Origin of the sequence: Haloarcula montana (genome assembly GCF_035666295.1) — an archaeon.
Taxonomy (GTDB): Archaea; Halobacteriota; Halobacteria; order Halobacteriales; family Haloarculaceae; genus Haloarcula; species Haloarcula montana.
The window spans coordinates 2475116-2489644 of record NZ_CP142027.1 but is presented as its reverse complement, the minus strand read 5'-3'; the positions used below and the strand labels follow the sequence as shown (position 1 = coordinate 2489644).

At 68.1% G+C, this 14529-nt stretch carries 15 protein-coding genes; 6 read left to right on the top strand and 9 right to left on the bottom strand.

Translation table 11 applies throughout. The annotated features are described in order from the left end of the window. Positions 1-54: 54 nt before the first annotated feature. On the top strand, positions 55-1110 hold the full coding sequence (locus VJ109_RS13170; RefSeq protein ID WP_324757330.1) for a glycosyltransferase family 4 protein: 1056 nt from the start codon (positions 55-57) through the stop codon (positions 1108-1110). 63 nt (positions 1111-1173) lie between these two features. Next, positions 1174-2109, top strand: a complete 936-nt coding sequence (locus VJ109_RS13165) for a hypothetical protein (RefSeq protein WP_324757328.1) — start codon at positions 1174-1176, stop codon at positions 2107-2109. On the opposite strand, the gene VJ109_RS13160 is transcribed toward VJ109_RS13165, so the two are convergent. Then, positions 2110-3432 (bottom strand): MFS transporter, encoded by a 1323-nt coding sequence (locus tag VJ109_RS13160; RefSeq protein ID WP_324757326.1) that lies wholly within the window; start codon positions 3430-3432, stop codon positions 2110-2112. It abuts the gene before it with no gap. 91 nt (positions 3433-3523) lie between these two features. On the opposite strand from VJ109_RS13160, the gene VJ109_RS13155 reads away from it, so the two are divergent. Beyond that, positions 3524-4642, top strand: a complete 1119-nt coding sequence (locus VJ109_RS13155; RefSeq protein WP_324757324.1) for a glycosyltransferase family 4 protein — start codon at positions 3524-3526, stop codon at positions 4640-4642. Here VJ109_RS13155 and VJ109_RS13150 read toward each other — a convergent pair. From VJ109_RS13150 to gatC, 6 genes are all read right to left on the bottom strand, one after another. Beyond that, positions 4629-6149 (bottom strand): FAD-binding domain-containing protein, encoded by a 1521-nt coding sequence (locus VJ109_RS13150; RefSeq protein WP_324757322.1) that lies wholly within the window; start codon positions 6147-6149, stop codon positions 4629-4631. The two genes, VJ109_RS13155 and VJ109_RS13150, sit on opposite strands and share 14 nt — an antisense overlap. A 41-nt stretch (positions 6150-6190) precedes the next feature. Then, the gene (locus VJ109_RS13145; protein WP_324757320.1) at positions 6191-7297 is read right to left on the bottom strand and encodes a M48 family metallopeptidase; all 1107 of its coding nucleotides are present in this window, start codon (positions 7295-7297) and stop codon (positions 6191-6193) included. Between the two features lie 46 nt (positions 7298-7343). Next, positions 7344-7526: a hypothetical protein gene (locus VJ109_RS13140; protein WP_324757318.1), complete on the bottom strand. Its 183-nt coding sequence runs from the start codon at positions 7524-7526 to the stop codon at positions 7344-7346. A 40-nt stretch (positions 7527-7566) separates the two neighbouring features. Continuing rightward, positions 7567-8724 (bottom strand): M48 family metallopeptidase, encoded by a 1158-nt coding sequence (locus VJ109_RS13135; RefSeq protein WP_324757317.1) that lies wholly within the window; start codon positions 8722-8724, stop codon positions 7567-7569. A gap of 180 nt (positions 8725-8904) precedes the next feature. Beyond that, positions 8905-10239, bottom strand: coding sequence for an Asp-tRNA(Asn)/Glu-tRNA(Gln) amidotransferase subunit GatA (gene gatA / locus VJ109_RS13130; RefSeq protein WP_324757315.1), 1335 nt, complete (start codon positions 10237-10239; stop codon positions 8905-8907). 1 nt (position 10240) lies between these two features. Continuing rightward, a complete protein-coding gene (gatC, locus tag VJ109_RS13125; RefSeq protein WP_324757313.1) occupies positions 10241-10519 on the bottom strand; it encodes an Asp-tRNA(Asn)/Glu-tRNA(Gln) amidotransferase subunit GatC in 279 nt (92 codons plus the stop codon). Between the two features lie 213 nt (positions 10520-10732). Here gatC and VJ109_RS13120 point away from each other — a divergent pair, with 213 nt between their 5' ends. From VJ109_RS13120 to VJ109_RS13110, 3 genes are read left to right on the top strand one after another with little or no spacing between them, the layout of a single operon-like run. Then, the gene (locus VJ109_RS13120) at positions 10733-11704 is read left to right on the top strand and encodes a transcription initiation factor IIB (protein WP_276222217.1); all 972 of its coding nucleotides are present in this window, start codon (positions 10733-10735) and stop codon (positions 11702-11704) included. A 46-nt stretch (positions 11705-11750) separates the two neighbouring features. Then, positions 11751-12227: an NUDIX hydrolase gene (locus VJ109_RS13115; protein ID WP_324757312.1), complete on the top strand. Its 477-nt coding sequence runs from the start codon at positions 11751-11753 to the stop codon at positions 12225-12227. A gap of 29 nt (positions 12228-12256) precedes the next feature. Continuing rightward, positions 12257-12664: a universal stress protein gene (locus tag VJ109_RS13110; protein WP_324757311.1), complete on the top strand. Its 408-nt coding sequence runs from the start codon at positions 12257-12259 to the stop codon at positions 12662-12664. A 20-nt stretch (positions 12665-12684) separates the two neighbouring features. On the opposite strand, the gene VJ109_RS13105 is transcribed toward VJ109_RS13110, so the two are convergent. Further along, positions 12685-13770: an asparagine synthase C-terminal domain-containing protein gene (locus tag VJ109_RS13105; RefSeq protein ID WP_324757309.1), complete on the bottom strand. Its 1086-nt coding sequence runs from the start codon at positions 13768-13770 to the stop codon at positions 12685-12687. Next, a complete protein-coding gene (locus VJ109_RS13100) occupies positions 13770-14456 on the bottom strand; it encodes a PHP domain-containing protein (protein ID WP_324757307.1) in 687 nt (228 codons plus the stop codon). Before VJ109_RS13100 ends, VJ109_RS13105 begins: the two co-directional genes overlap by 1 nt. Between the last annotated feature and the right edge of the window lie 73 nt (positions 14457-14529).

The window sequence follows — 14529 nt, the reverse complement described above, 5'->3', positions numbered from 1 at the left end:
AATGCCTTCCGGAGAGTCGGTAGGAATTTGGTGGCGGCCGGGCATCTCCCAGCCGTGCGCGTCCTGAACTACCTCGAACTCGACGGCCACCTCGATCGGTCGGGTATCGGTACCGCCGTCGATCAGCAGCGGGCGGCGCTGGCACAGGCAGACGCCGACATCGACGTGGTGACCGAACCGTGGCACGACGGCCATCCTGGGTGGGCCATCGGCGGGAAGCTGGCGTTCGACGACCCGATCTTCCGCGAGTACGATCTGGCACACTGCAACATGATCGGTCCCGGGTCGGTGGCGGTCGCCCGACACGCCCGGCGAAACGACATTCCGCTGGTCCTCCACGCCCACGTGACCCGGGAAGACTTCCGGGACAGCTTCAGAGGGTCGAACCTCGTCGCGCCGGCGCTGGGGAAGTATCTCAAGTGGTTCTACTCGACGGCCGATCTGGTGCTCTGTCCCTCCGAGTACACCAAGAGCGTCCTGGAGTCGTATCCCGTCGACGCGCCGATCCGACCGATCACGAACGGCGTCGACATCGACGCACTGGAGGGGTTCGAGGGGACCAGAGAGAGCTACCGCGACCGCTACGACCTCAACGGGATGGTCGTCTTCGCCGTCGGGAACGTCTTCGAGCGAAAGGGACTGACGACGTTCTGTGAACTCGCCCGGGCGACCGACTACGACTTCGCGTGGTTCGGCCCCTACGACGACGGCCCGCAGGCCTCGAAGGCGGTAAAACGGTGGGTCAACGACCCGCCCGAGAACGTCACGTTCACCGGGTGGATCGACGACATCCGCGGCGCGTTTGGCGCCGGCGACGTCTACCTGTTCCCGACGAAAGCCGAGAACCAGGGGATCGCCGTCCTGGAAGCGATGGCCTGCGGGAAGGCGGTCGTCCTCTCGGACATCCCCGTCTTCCGGGAGTACTACGAGGACGGCCACGACTGTCTCATCTGTGCGGACGAATCGGAGTTCCGCGAGGCACTGGACCGCCTGGCCGAGAACCCCGACCTGCGCCAGCGACTCGGCGAGAACGCCAGAGCGACCGCCCGCGAACACGGGCTGGATCGGGTCGCCGGCCGGCTGATCGAGACCTACGAGGAACTGGCCTGAGAGGTTCAAACGGCGGTTGTACCCACCGGCCGATACTTACCGCCGGCACGGCATGGTCCAGCCATGGATCGTCGTTCGGTTCTCGCCCTCGTGCCGGCCGTCGTCGCCGGCTGTTCGAGGTCCGCCGCTCCCTTCGGCGACGACCTCGCCGCGGAGGCCCCGACCGCACACCTCGATATGCGCCCGATCACGGACACCGAACTCCCGGATCGCGTGCTGTATACGGTCCCGACAGAGGGAGAGGGCGGCGAAGCGCAACTGATGGAACGACTGCTCGACGACGGAGCAACGGTACAGCGGCAGCGGCGACCGATTCCGACGGACCGGCGGGTCAGCTACGCGGACGGCGTCTACAAACTGACGGCGACGGTCGTCGCAGAGACGCCGGCGACGACCTACTCGGTGAAAGTCGACATCCTTCAGGAGTCGGTCCCGGCGTCCGAGACCGTCGCGTTCTCGGCGCTCCCCGATGTCGACCGAAAGCAGTTCGCCGCCCGCGGACTCGCGGACGGCGACCCGGTCGGAATCGGGACGACGGTTCTGTACACCGACGCCGAGCGCGAACGGTCGGTGCTGGTCCCGGAGTCACAGTACGACGCGATCACCTGGGAGAACGGGGCCGAAGCCGAGTGGGTCGTCGACGGTTCCGCCGAGACGGTCCTGAAGACCTTCGAATACGGTGGCGAGCAGGTCATGTCCGCCACCGCATACGGGCGACGGCTCCGCGAACGCTTCGCGTTCGGTCTGAGTGGCCTTTCACCCGCTGAGCGGGAGATCGTCGAGACGGCTCGCGAGGACCGTTACGTCGTCCCGCCCGACGGAGAGCCGCCGGAGGCGATCCGGTCGCTCGTCGAGCGCTTCCGCGACCGGGAGCCAGTCAGGCCGCTGTCGGCCGATCCCGAAGGCGACGACGGCGGTGGTGCGTACCTCGTCCGGTACGACGGCGGGGTCTACTGGACCACCGTCTCGCTCCGCGACCCGGCGACACCGACCGAGTGATCACCCTGTCAACGGCGACTGGGCGACGCTGTTCTGGGGGGCGCGCCGCCAGACGACGGCCACCAGCACTGTCCCGACGAAGACGAACGCGCCGGCGACGGTGAACGCCAGCAGGAAGCCGCGAGCGCCGAGCCAGCCGCCCAGCACGGAGCCGAGTCCGTTGGCGAGTCCCGAGACGGCGGTGTAGAGTCCGAGCGCGACCCCGCGGATCGACGGGGGCGCGAGCCGCGTGACGATGCTCGCAGCCGTGACCGCGATGACGGCCCAGGCGACCCCGATGAGCACGAACACGACGCCGTTGGTCACGAGCGACAGCGTCGTCGCCGCCACCGAGAGACCGACGACGGCGACCAGCGGGTGCAACGCCGCCCGGGAGAGCAGGGCGGCCGCCTGGAGCGCGCTGGCGTCGTAGCGTTCTGCGAGCCGGCCGGCCCCGCCGTAACACAGCGCGGACCCGACACTGGAGACCAGATACAGGGCGAAGATCGTCCCGGAGTCATACGAGAGTGAGCGGGAGAGATACAGCGGAAGCGGCCCCCAGAAGATCCCGAAGCCGACGAACGTCGCGACGACAGCTACGAAGTACAGCGACAGCGAAGGGGTTAGTCGTGCTAGCAACTCGCTCACGCTGATACGTCGGGTGAGCCAGTAGAGCCGCCCCGGCCCGACCGGAAACGTCGCCGACCTGACGGGGAGCCGCCGGGAGCGCGCGAGCGCGCGGGCGACCCGACTCGGCCGTGGACCCTCCAACTCGCCGGGATCGGTGGGAAGCCAGCCGCCAGCCAGCAGTCCGGCGATCCCGGCCGCTCCGGCACAGACCCACAGAAGTGTTCGCTGTGCGGTCTGTGCGCCCAGCGGTCCCGAGAGCGCCGTCGTCCAGACCAACCCGAGGACGAGTCCACCTGCCCAGCCCCACCCTTGGTAGCGGTTCAGTGTGGCGAACCGTGCCGACCACTCCCGTTCGAGGTGGCCGACAGTGACCAGCAGTGTCAGTACAGGTGCGGCGGCCCCCGCCGCGAACCACACCAGTCCGTTACCGGCGACGACGAGCAGTTCGGACTCGGTCAGCGATACCCCGACGATTCCGGCCACAGCCATCCCGAGCGCGGCCAACACGAGCACGCGGCGGCGCCCGGTCCGATCGGCGATCCGGCCGAAGATGAGCGCACCGGGCGCGCCTGCGGCGGCCGCAACACCCGCCAGGACGCCGAGCATCAGCGTCCCGCCGCCGATAGTCACGAAATACAGCGGGACGAGCAACGATGCCGCACCCAGCGCGACGGAGCCCAGCGCCCACGCGTACAGCCAGCGGTCCGAAGCCATTGCTGTGTTATCCGGGACCGCCCCCAAAACGGTTTGGCTCGGCGGGCACGGATGGCAACGATTTAACCGCTGGTCGTGTTACGCCGCTGCGATGGCACTGCCACACGTCGCGACGTTCACGGACACCTACCTCCCGACGGTCAACGGGGTCACCTACACGGTCAAGACCTGGCGGGACCACTGGCAGGCCCGTGGCGGCCGGATGGACGTCGTCTACCCGCGCAGTGCACACGAGCCGACTGCGGGCGAACATCCCGTCCGTAGCCTCCCGTTCCCGTTCTACGAGGGGTACCGCCTGGGGATGCCACAGATCCCGGGAGCAGTCCGGAACGCCGACCTGGTCCACGCTCATACTCCGTTCAGTCTCGGGATGGCCGGCCAGCGGCTCGCCCGGAAACTCGACGTACCACTCGTTGCCTCCTATCACACGCCGACCGCGGAGTACGCCGAGTACGTCTCGTTCAACGGGGCTGTCGAGGCCACGGTTCGATCGAGCGCCGAGAGCTACGAGCGGTGGTACCTGGACCGGGCCGACGTGGTCGTCGCCCCCAGTGACCGCACCGCCGACTACATCCGGGACCTGGGCGTCGACGTCGAAGTCGCGGTTATCTCAAACGGCGTCGACACCGACTTCTTCGAACCGAAAGATCGGGACGCCGTCCGCGAGCGCCACGACCTCCCGGATGGCCCGCTCGTGGGCTATACGGGCCGTCACGGCTACGAGAAGTGCCTGGAGGACATCGTCGCGGCCTGCGAGGGGCTGGACGTGACGGTCGTCTTCGGCGGTGACGGCCCGGCCCGAGAGGAACTGGAGGCGACCGCCGCCGAGAGCGACGTCGACGTGCGGTTCCTGGGCTTTCTCGACCGGGAGGAGCTGCCGGGACTGTACAGCGCGCTCGACGTCTTCGCGTTCCCCAGCCCGGTCGAAACACAGGGGCTCGTCGCCCTGGAGGCCAACTGCTGTGGGACCCCCGTCGCCGGCGTCGACGCGGGCGCGCTCAGCGACACTATCGAGGACGGCGAGACGGGCTACAGCTACGACGAAGGGGACATCGACGGGTTCCGCCGGGCCATCGAACGGACCCTCGCCGAGTCCGCTCGGCTCCGCGAGAACTGTCTGGCCCGCCGTGAGACGGTGAGTGTCGATCACGCTATCGACCGGCTCGCGTCGGTCTACGAGGGCGTGTTGTCACCCGTCAGAAGTCACTGAGCGTCGCCTGTCCCCGCGTGCCGTGCCCGTCGTCCCCGTCGGTTCTGTCTCGCCCGCGGTTCGAGAACGAGCAGCGCCGTCTGACGCGCGGGTCCGACAGCGCCTCCCGTGCCCGATCGGCCAGGTCGGCGTAGATCTCCCGAGCGCGGTCGGCCTCGTGGTCGTAGTCGACGACGGGATAGGGGTAGTCCTCGCCGATGTCGACGCCACACTCCCGCTGGACGTGGACCGGGGCCTGTGCCGGCTCGGCCAGGTGCTCGTCCGGGAGCGGGGCCAACTCGGGGACGTACTCGCGGACGAACTCGCCGTCGGGGTCGTACTCCCGTTGCTGTTTGGCCGGATCGTACACCCGGACCGGATGGACGCCGGTGAGGTTACACTGTGACTGCCACTGCGTGTAGTTGATCGCCGCGTCGGCGTCCAGCAGGTGGGCGTACATGAAATCGGCGCCGCGTTTCCACCACTGCTTGAGGACGTAGACGTACACCGCCGCGACCATCGCCCGCATCCGGAAGTTGATGTAGCCGGTCTCTGTCAGCGCCCGCATCGCCGCGTCGACCATCGGGAAGCCGGTCCGTCCGGTCTGCCAGGCCTCGTCGAGTTCGGGATCGTGTTCGTCCCGGAACAGCCCCCGAAAGACGGGGTTCACCGCCCGGTCGGTCCAGCCCGGCCAGTCGGCCAGTTTCTGGTGGTAGTGGCGGTTCCAGTAGAGCCGGGAGACGTACATCGACCGACCGCGCCCGTCCGGACACTGGCGGACCCGTCGGTAGATCTGTCGCGGCGAGAGCGTCCCGAAGGCCAGATCGGCCGAAAGCCGCGAGGAGCGGTCCTGTGCGGCCGCCGGCGGGGAGACGACCGAAGGGTACGAACCGATCCGGTCACAGAACCCCTCCAGGCGGGCGTTTGCCGCGACCGTCCCACCGCGGGGGCGGTCGCGCTTGTCCGGGTCCCCGAACCGGTCGGCGACGGCGTCGAGTGTCACGTCGCTGTCGACCGGGGTGGCCGACAGCGCCTCCGGCCGGGGAACAGGGTCGCTCTCGAAGTACGCCTCGCAGTGGTCGTCCCATCCCTCGCGCGTGTCCACGGCGGCGGTTCCGTCGTCGTGGCGGCCGTCGGCGTACCGCAGGCCGTCGCCGGCGACGGCGGTCGTCTCCGCCCAGGACCGGACCGTCTCGGCGACTCGTCTGCCGTGGCGTGCCGTCGGGTGACGGTTGTAGTAGACAGCGTCGACGGCCCCAGAATCGAGCAGCGCCCGGAGCCGCCGGCGCGGGTCCCCGTCGAGCAGCGCCAGGTCGCTCCCGAGGTCGCGGTACTGGTCCCGGAGGTCCGCCAGACACTCCTGGAGGAACTGGAGGCGGGCGTCACAGGCTAGCCCGTCGGCGCCGTAGTAGCGCGGGTCGACGACGAAGGCGGAGGCGATGCGATCACCGTCCTCGTGTGCGGCCGCAAGCGCCGGGTTGTCGACCGTTCGGAGGTCGCTCCGGTGCCAGACGAGGATGGTCGTCACGGCGAACCGTTAGCGCGCCAGGGACAAAACCGGTCGGGCGCTCACCCGGTTCGTTCCAGGGACGCCTGGCGCTCGCGGAGTGCGGCGATCCGGTCCTGCGGGTCAGGATGCGAGCCGGGCAGGACCGCGGTACAGACGGCGTTCCAGCGCCGGGCGATGCGGTCGAACCGGTCGGGATCGTCAGTCCCGTCCGCCGGTTCCGGCTCGATCGTGTAGGGGAGGACACACAGCTCCCGGAGGCCGGTTTCGGCGGCTCGGAGATCACTGTCGGGCCGGTGGTCCGTCGTCAGCGTCTCCAGGGCGCTGGCCATCGCCGCCGGCGAGCCACAGATCGCGACCCCGCCCGCGTCGGCCGCGTACTCCCTGATCCGGGAGAGCAACCGATAACAGGCGGTGCTGGCGAGATACAGTCCACCGGCGGCCGGGAGCGCGGCCGGGAGGAACAGCAGCACCATCAGCGGGTTGTAGGACTTCGCCACTGCGGTGAAGTCCCAGTCGACGGCCTCACCGCGGAGCCGTCTGAACAGCGGCGAGTCGTCGGCGTCCTCGAAGAGTCGCTCGACGAACCGCGTCGTCACCGTCGGAAGGAACCCAGCGGCAGTCATCACGAACGAATCCCCGTTGTCGAGGTGGGCGAGTTCGTGGGCGAGCACCGCGTCGAGTTCGTCGCTATCAAGGGCCTCGACCAGCGCCGTCGTCACGAACAGCGTCCGCTCGCCCGGTCGGCTGGCGACGAAGCTGTTGGGCGTCTCCGAATCGACCAATCGGACATCGGGCGGCGTCATTCCGGCGGTGTGTGCCAGTTTGGCGACCCGGCCGGTGAGGTCGTCGGCCGCCACGTCAGTCCCATCGGCCTCGGTCGGGACGGTATCGATATCCCGGAGCGTCATCCGGTAGCCGAACACCGACTGTGCGACCAACGTCAGGGGCGTTCCGACCAGCAGGAACGGGACCAGCGGGACGACATCGAACCGCAGGATCATCGCTGCCATGTCGGGGTTGAACTGCATCGTCGTGACGATGGCGAAGAAGACGTGTCCCAGGACGTACGCCGCGGCGACGGCGACGACGTCGAAGGCGACGAGGACGAGGAGTAACCCGAACAGCCGACCGTATCGGGCGATGGAGGAGCGTGCGTCGGGGGCCATATTCGTCAGTTCCCACCCGCGGAACTAAAACGTGTCGGCTGTCGTATCAATCGGCGTCTCGCGTCCGCGAGAGCCCGACGCCGAACGCGAGTCCGTTGACCACGCCGAGGAGAAGACCGAAGTAGAGATCGCCGATACCGACGGCGACGACGAGTCCGGCACCGACACCCAGTGTGAGCGCCTTCGTCATCGTCGGCCAGTGGAGCCAGGACAGATCGTCGAGTGCCATACTACTCGGTCGGACCCCACTGGCTAAACGCTGCCGCGGATTAGAACGTCGACTCGTCGGCGTCGTCGACGGCCGCCTGGCGCTCCCGCAGGGCGTTGAGTCGGTCGTCGAGATCCGGATGGGACCCCGGGAGCAGCCGAGCGTGGAGACGTGCCCAGCCACCGCCGATCCGCCCGGCCACGCCGCCGGAGCCACCGCTGTCACCGGGACCGTCCTCGATGGAGTGGGGAAGAACACACAGTTCCCGGACGCCGGTTTCGGCGGCTCGGAGATCACTGTCGGGCCGGTGATCCGTCGTCAGCGTCTCCAGAGCGCTGGCCATCGCCGCCGGCGAGCCACAGATCGCGACCGCACCCGCGTCGGCAGCGTACTCCCTGATCCGGGAAAGCAACCGATAGCAGGCGGTGCTGGCCAGCGACAGCACCGCGACGACCGGCAGCACGGCCAGCGCGAACACCACGAGGGCGATCTCGAACTGCCCAGCGATGAGCGTCCTGGCGTCGGCGCTGTCGTCGGTGTCGAAGAGCCACGCCGTCAGGAACGAGCGGCGCAACACTCCGACGGCGATCGCCCGGCAGCGGTCGGTCACCGTCGGGAGGAAGGCGGCGGCGGTCATCACGACCGAGTCCCCGTGTTTGAGGTGGGCGAGTTCGTGTGCGAGCACCGCGTCGAGTTCCTCGTCGGCGAGGACCTCGACCAGCGCCGTCGTCACGACCAGCGTCCGCTCGCCGGGCCTGCTGGCGACGAAACTGTTGGGCGTCTCCGACTCGACGATCGAGACATCCGGCGGTGCCATGTCCGCGGTGTGGGCGAGGCGGTCGACCCGCTCCCGGACCGACTGGACAGCGTCCTGCCGGTCGATCTTCCGGCGCATCGCCGCGATACTGTCGGGAGCCGTCTGGCTCGGATCGGTCGCTCCGGACAGTCCCTCCCGAACTGTCATCCGGTAGCCGAACACCGACTGTGCGACCAACACCAGCGGCGTCCCGACGACTACGACCGGCACCAGAAGGCCAGTCCCGAATCCGACCGAGAACAGCCCGCCCGGATCGCTCCAGAGCAACGGTGCCAGACCGGCAGCGAGATGAGCCAGTCCGTAGGCGACGGCGACCGCGACGGCGTCGAAGGCGACGAGGACGACGCCGAGCACGAGAAGTCGTGCCCGCAGTCGCCAGGTGTGAGGTCCCGTCACTCCCATCGTCTCGGAATCGGTCCGACGGCGGAAAAACGTATCGTCGGGTCGGCTGTCGCCGCTACGCCAGCGCCGATCCGGCCCGGATGATCGGACCCCACTTTTTCCGTCGGAGGGGGCAGAGGCCCCCTCCGCGCAAAAACGTGGGGAAAAAGCGCTCGTTCGCCGTGGCGGCTCACTCGCGTGCTACGCCAGCGCCGATCCGGCCCGGATAATCGCCCGCTCGCCGAAGGCGGGACCGACGATCTGGAGGCCGACCGGGAGGCCGTCGTCGGTCTCGCCGGCGGGCACGGAGATCGCCGGGAGGTTCGCGAGGTTCACCGGCGTCGTGTTCGCGTCGGCGAGGTACATCGTCAGTGGGTCGTCGAGGCTCTCGCCGCGTTCCATCGGCGGGACCGGCATCGTCGGCGAGGCCAGTACGTCGGCGTCGGCAAGCGCCTCGTCGAAGTCCTGTTTGACCCAGGCCCGGGCGTCCTGTGCCTTCTTGTAGTACTTGTCGTGATAGCCGGCGGAGAGGGCGTAGGTTCCCAGGAGGATGCGGCGTTTGACCTCCTCGCCGAACCCCTCCTCGCGGGCGTTGGCGAAGCTCTCGTTCCAGTTCCCCTCGAAGCCGCCACTCTCACCGGAAGACTCGCTTCGCTCCCCTTCCGAGCCTCCGCTCGCTTCGCTCGCGGAGAGCCCGTAGCGGACACCGTCGAACCGGGCGAGGTTCGATGAGGCTTCCGACATCGCGATGACGTAGTAGGCTTCGACGGCGTGTTCGACACTTGGGAGGTCGACCTCGTGGTAGCTGGCGCCCTGTGCTTCCAGGTCGTCCATGGCGTCCCAGAACGTCTCGACGACGGCCTCGTCGGCCCCGTCTAACAGTTCCGTCGGGACGCCGATCGAGAGCCCGTCGACGTCGCCGTCGGCGGCGTCGGCGTAGGATTCCTCGGCGTCGGGCGCTTCGCGTGTCGTCGCGTCGTGTTCGTCCGGCCCGGCAAGCACCTCCAGCAGTTCGGCGGCCTCCTCGACGGAGGGGGCGATCGGCCCGATCTGTTCGAGGCTGTTGGCGTAGGCGATGAGCCCGTACCGGGAGACCAGGCCGTAGGTCGGCTTGATGCCGACGACGCCACAGAAGGCGGCCGGACAGCGGATCGAGCCACCGGTATCCGAACCCAGCGCCATGTCGGCGTCGCCGGCGGCGACGACCGCTGCCGAGCCACCGGAGGAGCCACCGGGGACGTGACCCTCGGCGGCCGGGTTCTCGACGGCGCCGTACGCGGAGGTCTCGGTCGTCGTCCCCATCCCGAACTCGTCCATGTTGGTCTTCCCGGGGACGGTCGCACCGGCCTCTTTCAGCCGCCGGACGACCGTCGCGTCGTAGGGGGGGACGTACCCCTCCAGCATGGCCGAGCCGGCCGTCGTCTGGACGCCCTTGGTCGAGATGTTGTCCTTGACGGCGACGGTCCTGCCCGCGAGCGGGCCGTCGTCGGCCCCCTCGATCGTCTCCGTGGTGATGTACCCGTTGTAGTCGGTCATCTCAGGACACCTTCGGCCCCTTGAACTGCCCCTCCTCGGACTCGGGGGCGTTCTGGAGGGCCTCCTGTTGGCTCAGGCTCTCGCGGACATCGTCGGGGCGCATCACGTTCGCCAACTCCGGTTCTCGGTCCGTCTCCGGTACCTCGTCGAGGGCCTCGAACGCGTCGAGGATATCGCCGAACTGCTCGGTGAACCGCTCGACTTCCTCGTCGTCGAGGTCGACGCGAGCGAGGTCCGCGACGTGGCGGACTTCCTCGGGGTCGACGGCGCTGTCGCTCATGTCCGCTCGGAGTACTGGCCCGTCGGTAAGCGTTTCGAAACCGGCGTCCGTTCGCCGTTGACGAGACCGGAGGAGGTATCAGAATCGTAAAACTCTCTTTTGGATTCCGAAAGGAATGCTTACAGAGTAGGCAGAGGATTTAAGTTTCTCCGTCCACAAAAATGAGATGAATCACACGTTTTCCGGGTATTCAGACCCGTCTGTACGTAACCAATGACCGACACCACCATCCGCCGATACACGAGTGAACGCGACACAGAAGACGAGCAGACAGACGAGCAAGAGGAATCGCTCGTCTGTCCAGAATGTGGTGGCTCCCTGCTTTCGGACAGCGAACGCGGAGAGACCGTCTGCGAAGACTGCGGCCTGGTCGTCGAAGAGGACGAGATCGACCCCGGCCCCGAGTGGCGTGCGTTCGACTCCAAAGAGAAAGACGAGAAATCCCGCGTCGGTGCGCCGACGACGAACATGATGCACGACAAGGGGCTCTCGACGAACATCGGCTGGCAGGACAAGGACGCCTACGGCAACTCCCTGTCCTCGCGCCAGCGCGAGAAGATGCAGCGGCTGCGAACCTGGAACGAGCGGTTCCGGACACGGGACTCCAAGGAACGCAACCTCAAGCAGGCGCTGGGCGAGATCGACCGAATGGCCTCCGCGCTTGGCCTGCCCGAGAACGTCCGCGAGACCGCCAGCGTGATCTACCGCCGGGCGCTCGACGAGGACCTCCTCCCGGGACGGTCCATCGAGGGCGTCTCGACGGCGTCGCTGTACGCTGCGGCCCGCCAGGCCGGGACTCCCCGGTCGCTGGACGAGATCGCCAACGTCTCCCGGGTCGACAAAGACGAGATCGCCCGTACCTACCGCTACGTCGTCCGGGAACTCAACCTGGAGATCCAGCCCGCCGACCCCGAGAGCTACGTCCCCCGCTTCGCCTCGGACCTCGAACTCTCCGAGGAAGTCGAGCGTCGAGCCCGGCAACTGCTTCAGAACGCCAAACAGCAGGGCGTCCACTCCGGGAAGTCCCCGGTCGGACTGGCCGCCGCGGCCGTCTACGCGGCCTCGCTGTTGACCAACGAGAAGGTCACCCAGAGCGAGGTCAGCGAAGTGGCGAACATCTCGGAAGTCACCATTCGCAACCGCTACCACGAACTGCTGGAAGCCGAAGACGAAGTCCACCCCTGACTTCTCGACCGTAACCTAGAGCACCGTCCGTCTCCTCGCAGGCGACATGGAGACGACCCGGCACTTCGTCGCGACCGTCTACGTCGTCAGCGACGGCGCCGTCGCCTTGCACGAACACGACAAGCTGGGGATGTGGCTCCCCGCCGGTGGTCATGTCGACCGCGACGAACTCCCCCACGAGGCCGCGCTCCGGGAGACCAGTGAAGAACTCGGGCTCGGCGTCGACCTGGTCGCGCCCCGGGAGTCCATCGAGAGCGAGACGGTCGAGTCGATCCCCCAGCCACAGCACTTCCTGCTGGAGGACATCAACGTCGACGCCGACGGCGCGGTCGGCCACCAGCACATCGACTTCATCTTCTACGGGGCCGCCGACAGCCGCGAGATCGACCCCGGACCGGGCGAACAGCCGGCCGACGACTGGGAGTGGTACACCCCGGCGGAACTGGACGCTCACAGCGACGAGATACCTGCGGACGTGGTCGAGATCGGGCTGCGAGCTATCGAGACGGTAGCCGAGTCATAACTAATTCCGGCCCAGCGTGTGGTGCTAGCATGTACCACGTACTTCTCCCGGTCGACAGCAGCGAGGAACGCGCGTCGGCACAGACGGCGGCCACGCTCGCCCTGCCGGAACCGGCCGAGTTCGTCAAAGCGACGGTGATCCACGTCTTCGACAACGAGGATTTAGCCGAGAAGACGACCGTCCAGCAGACCACGGCGGGCAAGCTGATGGTCGAGGATCTCCGCGAAGCCGGCGTCGACGTCGCCACCGAATCGGTCCATGGCGAACCCGCCGAGCGTATCGTCACGGTTGCCGACGATGCGGACGTCGACATGATCGTCATGGGCGGTCGCAAGCGATCCCCACTGGGTGCGCTGGTGTTCGGGAGCGTCAGCCAGTCGGTCATCCTCGACTCCGAGCGGCCGGTCGCGGTCACAGGCGCCGGACGCAGTGCGTGAATATCGCTGACTTGACGATATCACTCGATGAGCGACTCGACGTACTGGGTGACGTGGTCGTCCATCCGGCGCTTGTAACCGGCCTGTCTGGCCAGCCGATCCAGTTCCCGGGCAGCCAGCGAGCCGTACTGTGCGGCCTTCTTGTCCCGCGTCGCGATGGCCTCGGGCAGCGAGTCGGCAGCGGCCTGCCGAAGCGCCCACTTGCGGGTCTCGCCGTCGACGAGGTGGTGGTCGTCCAAGCGAAGCGCCGCCTCGACCACGCGGTCGTGCAACAGCGGCGCGACCGGTTCGACGCCGGCCGCTCGCAGGGCCAGCACGTCCCGTTCGAGTTGGTCGGGGAGGGTGGCGACGACCTCCCGCTGGGCACCGCGGACCGTCTCGGCCTCGACGCGGGGGTCTTCGGCCGCCTTCGCGACCTTCGCGTAGCCGCCGAACAGTTCGTCGGCGCCCTGTCCGACCGCGAGCCGATCGAAGCCGTCCGCGGCAACGCGCTCGGCTGTGAGAAACAGCGGAAGCGCGATCTGGACGGCCATCGCGTTCGTCCGCCCGGTCGCGGCGACGATCTCGGGGACCGCCCGCTCGATGGCGTCGTGAGTCAGTTCGACGACGCGCAGGTCCCGGTCGAGCAGGTCGGCCGCCGAGCGGGCCGCCTCGACATCGTGGCTGTCGGGGAAGCCGGCGACGTACAGCGGCGCGTCGAGCCGGGCCGCAAGCAGCGCCGAGTCGACGCCACCCGAGAAGGCGATCGCGAGGCCGTCAGTCTCGACGGCGTCGACGCTCGTCTCGACGGCGTCGCGAACGGTGGCGACGGCCCGCTCGTCGTCGTCGATCGGTGTCGGGTCCGGCAGCGAGAAGACCTGGCGTGTGCCCGCCTCGGTGCGGACGTGACCGGCTGGGAACGACACCGGAGCGACGAGGTCAGACGGGTCGCCACTCCAGTCGGGTACGCCATCGTCGCCGTCCTCGACGAACAGCGGATAGCGCCCGAGGACATCCCGGACGAGTCGACCGTCGATCTCGCCCGCGAACCCGGCGGTGCCCGGCAGTGGGTCGCCGCTTTCGAGTGCCGCCGCGACCGCTGCCCGTGATGCACCTTGGAGAGACATCAGCTCAGGAATCCTCGGAGACGGTTCTTCACGCGGCGTTTCGCCCCACCAGCGGCCTGCCGGAAGCTGATCCGCCAGGGGGTCCGCTCGCCCTCGACGGTCGTTCGACCCGCCTTGATCGCTTCGAGAATCGCCTCCTGCGTGCGGTCGTCGGCGTCGACGTTGGTGACCGCCTGTCCGACCATCTCAGCGATGTGGGCGTCGCTGCCGGCGGTCATCGGAAGCCCGCGGCGCCTGGCGAACCGCTCGGCCTGTCGGTTCGACCGCCCGGTCAACAGCCGGGAGTTGTACACCTCGATGGCGTCGGCGGTCGCGAGTTCGTCTTTCGAGATGTGTTCGAGCACCCCGGACCGGGATTCCTGGAACGGATGCGGGACGACAGCGGTCCCGCCCTGTTCGTGGATGCGGTCGAGCGTCTCGTCGAACGGTAACCCCTTCGGGATCGCCTCGGTGATACCCAGCGCCAATACGTGACCGGCGGCGCAGGTCACTTCCATGCCGGTGATCCCGATCAGACCGTACTCGGGGGCGAGTTCGGCCGCCTGGAGGCTCGCGTCGATTTCGTCGTGGTCAGTGACTGCGAGCGCGTCTAACCCGACGGCCGCGGCCTGCTCTAAGAGCAACTCGACGGGGTCCCGACCGTCGTAGGAGAGCGACGAGTGTGTATGAAGCTCGACCGACAGCACGCTCGTGAGTAGACGAGGACAGGGCAAAAACACCTCGGTACGCAGTCGACAAACCGTTCTGCCGGATCGGTCC

Coding starts and splice junctions, on each gene's coding strand:
- gatA (WP_324757315.1), bottom strand. CDS start 10,239: ATGACCGACTACAACGGGTACATCACCACGGAGACGATCGAGGGGGCC.
- VJ109_RS13155 (WP_324757324.1), top strand. CDS start 3,524: ATGGCACTGCCACACGTCGCGACGTTCACGGACACCTACCTCCCGACG.
- gatC (WP_324757313.1), bottom strand. CDS start 10,519: ATGAGCGACAGCGCCGTCGACCCCGAGGAAGTCCGCCACGTCGCGGAC.
- VJ109_RS13165 (WP_324757328.1), top strand. CDS start 1,174: ATGGATCGTCGTTCGGTTCTCGCCCTCGTGCCGGCCGTCGTCGCCGGC.
- VJ109_RS13135 (WP_324757317.1), bottom strand. CDS start 8,724: ATGGGAGTGACGGGACCTCACACCTGGCGACTGCGGGCACGACTTCTC.
- VJ109_RS13140 (WP_324757318.1), bottom strand. CDS start 7,526: ATGGCACTCGACGATCTGTCCTGGCTCCACTGGCCGACGATGACGAAG.
- VJ109_RS13145 (WP_324757320.1), bottom strand. CDS start 7,297: ATGGCCCCCGACGCACGCTCCTCCATCGCCCGATACGGTCGGCTGTTC.
- VJ109_RS13120 (WP_276222217.1), top strand. CDS start 10,733: ATGACCGACACCACCATCCGCCGATACACGAGTGAACGCGACACAGAA.
- VJ109_RS13115 (WP_324757312.1), top strand. CDS start 11,751: ATGGAGACGACCCGGCACTTCGTCGCGACCGTCTACGTCGTCAGCGAC.
- VJ109_RS13110 (WP_324757311.1), top strand. CDS start 12,257: ATGTACCACGTACTTCTCCCGGTCGACAGCAGCGAGGAACGCGCGTCG.
- VJ109_RS13160 (WP_324757326.1), bottom strand. CDS start 3,432: ATGGCTTCGGACCGCTGGCTGTACGCGTGGGCGCTGGGCTCCGTCGCG.
- VJ109_RS13105 (WP_324757309.1), bottom strand. CDS start 13,770: ATGTCTCTCCAAGGTGCATCACGGGCAGCGGTCGCGGCGGCACTCGAA.